This is a genomic window from Streptomyces sp. NPDC002130, assembly GCF_040296465.1.
In the GTDB taxonomy this organism is placed as follows: Bacteria; Actinomycetota; Actinomycetes; order Streptomycetales; family Streptomycetaceae; genus Streptomyces.
Map to the genome: position 1 here is coordinate 1 of NZ_JBEOXI010000520.1, position 2727 is coordinate 2727.

Below are 2727 nucleotides of genomic sequence, written 5' to 3' on the forward strand. Positions count from 1 at the left end.
GTCCCGCGGACTGGACCCCGACCGACCGCGCCACCTCACGCGCTCGGTGATCCTCGCGCCCTGACCCAGGGCCTGTCGTCCGGACCGCGCCACGGTCGGGTACATTCCTGTGTCCTGTCGGGGATTTTGGCGTTCCCCAACCCGAGCTAATCGGCGGCTGCGCCCATCGATTGAGTTCCAGCGGCATCGCTCACCATTTCGGTTGGTACGGACATGAGTTACGTGCGATCGTTCACCGTCCGAATACCAGAACCAACCTCATCGACTATCTTGTCGCACTGGAGGACCACGTCTGCACCGTGGTGGACGCCGAGGGACTCGCACACGTTCCTGGCGCAATTCGCCTTGCTCGGACCACAGTCGAAGGCCGAGTCACTCCAGGGGTGCGCCATGTGCGCGAGACCTGGTTGCACACTATCGCAGCTGGAAACGCCGAAGTAGCCGATGCTGTGCACAAGGCAGTGTTCGGTCCACTACAAATGCTGAGCGAGTACGAGCGCACCGCTCTGTTGGAGACTGTCGGCGACCTGGTCGCGTACGGGGGAACTATCGCGAACATCGCCGAACGCACACACAGGCACCGAAACACGGTGCGCCGACGCCTTCGGGACTTCACCACCCTCACTGGGCTCGATGTCACAAGCACCAGCGACCTAGCTGTCACGGCCCTCGCGTTGACCGTCGAACAACGCCGTTCACACAGTGGATAGAGAAGGATCAGCTACGACTTTCGCGCACCGATGCCGGGTGCCTCAACTGGAATGTTATTGATGGCGCTCGGAATCGTGCCGGGCCCGGGCGACGGTCGAGAGGTCACAGCTGCGCCCGACTTGGCCACTCTCCGGTGGCACTACACCCGACCACGCGCTCTGCCGCACCAGATCATGGACTCACCCAGGTACTGGGCCAGTAACTCGCGGTCTTCCGCAGCCCGCAGATAGCGTCGGGCAACATCGCAATCCGATTGTTTGTGGGTGTGCGACCTTCAATGAGGCTGAGTTACCAGCGTCCGCCACTGCTGTTCGGCTCGGGCTTAACGGATTACCAGCATCGCCCCCGGCGATCCGAAAGCGTCCCGCTCGTCCCTCCCGATTGTGGAGCTGAAAATTCTTACCGTTCAGGTCAGTCGAAAGTCGTATGCCTAATGTTCTTGTTCTGCCTGTGCGGCGCCCACTCTGATTTGTCGGACCGCAGTGGGATTTCTTCGAGTGAGATGTCGGACAGGTCGGCGGATACCCAGCCTGCGAACCCGTTACCTAGTTTGCGGGCGTACTCGGCGCCGAACGTGTCGTCGAGGTCCAACGGCCCTTCTGCCCACAGATGCCCATCCTGGACCCAGGCTCGGGTGACGAGCCCGACGACGCGGGAACCCTCATGGTTGTCCCACATCTCGTCCTGCGCGGAGAGAGCGACTGGCAGCGGCCGGATCGCAGGTTCGGCGCCGTCGGCGAGCATGAACTGCCGCATGTCACCTGACGGTGTGTTCAACGGCAGCACGGGCCCGCGCCATCCGGTGGGTAGCGGCTTGTCCCCCGCCGGGGCGGTTGGTGCAGTCATCCTGAGCTCCTCTGAACGGTAGACAGAGATAACTGTATCTACCGAATTTCTGATCAGAGGGTTACGGCAACGACCCGAGAGTGGATTCAGTCAGTCAAGACGTCGCCGAAACCACGGCGATTGAGGTTCCGCACCAACCCGGGCGTCGGCTCATTCGTCTTGAGCCACTCGCGAATACCCGCGATCTGCGCGTCGCGATCAGCGAGTGTGAGACCGAGCTTGTGCAGGAGAAGGCCGGCCGTTGAAGGCGGCGGCATCGGCGATCCGATAGGCACGTCGGCGGACTCGACCTTCGGGACGATCACGCTCGTCAGCGATTCTCCGAGGGCGCCGCAGGCGATCAGGCTCAGCTGAGTGCACACCGACCCGATCAGAGATCGTTCCGTCGGCCAGCCGCGACACCACCTGAGCAAGGCCGAGCGCCAAGGGGATTCCGGTTGCACCGGCCATGTCCGACAGCAACTCCGATACCGGTGAATCATCAGCGATCCGTGCCTCGACGCGCGTCTTTCGTCCATCGAGCACCCCTGTGGCCGAGGCGAAGAACGACGGCAAGGATCCGTGGTCGGCGCGCGTGAGCATGCGAGGCGCAGCACGGATCATCCGGCTGAGCGAGGGCTTGCCCAATTCTTCAGCGGCCGAGTCGAGATCGATTCTGCCCTTGTCGATATCCGAACGTAGAACGTCGAGAAACGCAACGGTTTCCGGTGTGATCACCATCAGATTTGCCGAATGACCTGAGGGGCGGAAGGTTCGATGAAACATCACCGGCTCCGGATGCCCGACCACGTAAGCGTTTCCGCGGCGTCCGCCGGGCAGTTCCAGTGCAATGGAACGCAACGGTGCTTCTTTGACGATTCGTCCCGCACGAACGACCGGCACCTTGCCGCTGATCTGCTGCATCCAGTGAACGGCGGCTGCACTCAATGTGTCTACCGACTCGTCCTCGCCTTCGACATCAACCGGCCAGGCTGTGTACAGGTCGTCGACCACGTCCAATCGCGAGACTGCCATCGCGGCCAGGAGGTTACTCATCCCGGGACTTGCGCCCATGCCGACTACCGCACAGATTCCGGCTTCCCTGGCAGCGCAATTCAATTCCAGCATGTCGACGGCCGGTTCCCAGTCGTCGCAGATGTCGAGATAGTGAGTCCCGGTCTCGATCGCTGC

3 protein-coding genes are annotated in these 2727 nt (G+C 62.2%); 1 reads left to right on the plus strand and 2 read right to left on the minus strand.

Annotated elements, in window-relative coordinates; genetic code table 11:
* The first annotated feature begins 479 nt into the window (after positions 1 to 479).
* The gene (locus ABT116_RS42120; RefSeq protein WP_351645708.1) at positions 480 to 710 is read left to right on the plus strand and encodes a helix-turn-helix domain-containing protein; all 231 of its coding nucleotides are present in this window, start codon (positions 480 to 482) and stop codon (positions 708 to 710) included.
* 412 nt (positions 711 to 1122) lie between these two features.
* Here ABT116_RS42120 and ABT116_RS42125 read toward each other — a convergent pair whose 3' ends face one another.
* The gene (locus ABT116_RS42125) at positions 1123 to 1557 is read right to left on the minus strand and encodes a hypothetical protein (protein ID WP_351645702.1); all 435 of its coding nucleotides are present in this window, start codon (positions 1555 to 1557) and stop codon (positions 1123 to 1125) included.
* A gap of 198 nt (positions 1558 to 1755) precedes the next feature.
* A partial coding sequence (locus ABT116_RS42130; RefSeq protein ID WP_351645705.1) for a saccharopine dehydrogenase family protein occupies positions 1756 to 2727 on the minus strand: 972 nt, incomplete at its 5' end.

What these genes read in the sequence shown, in the direction of transcription:
- ABT116_RS42125 (WP_351645702.1), bottom strand. Translation starts at nt 1,557, where the DNA reads ATGACTGCACCAACCGCCCCGGCGGGGGACAAGCCGCTACCCACCGGA.
- ABT116_RS42120 (WP_351645708.1), top strand. Translation starts at nt 480, where the DNA reads ATGCTGAGCGAGTACGAGCGCACCGCTCTGTTGGAGACTGTCGGCGAC.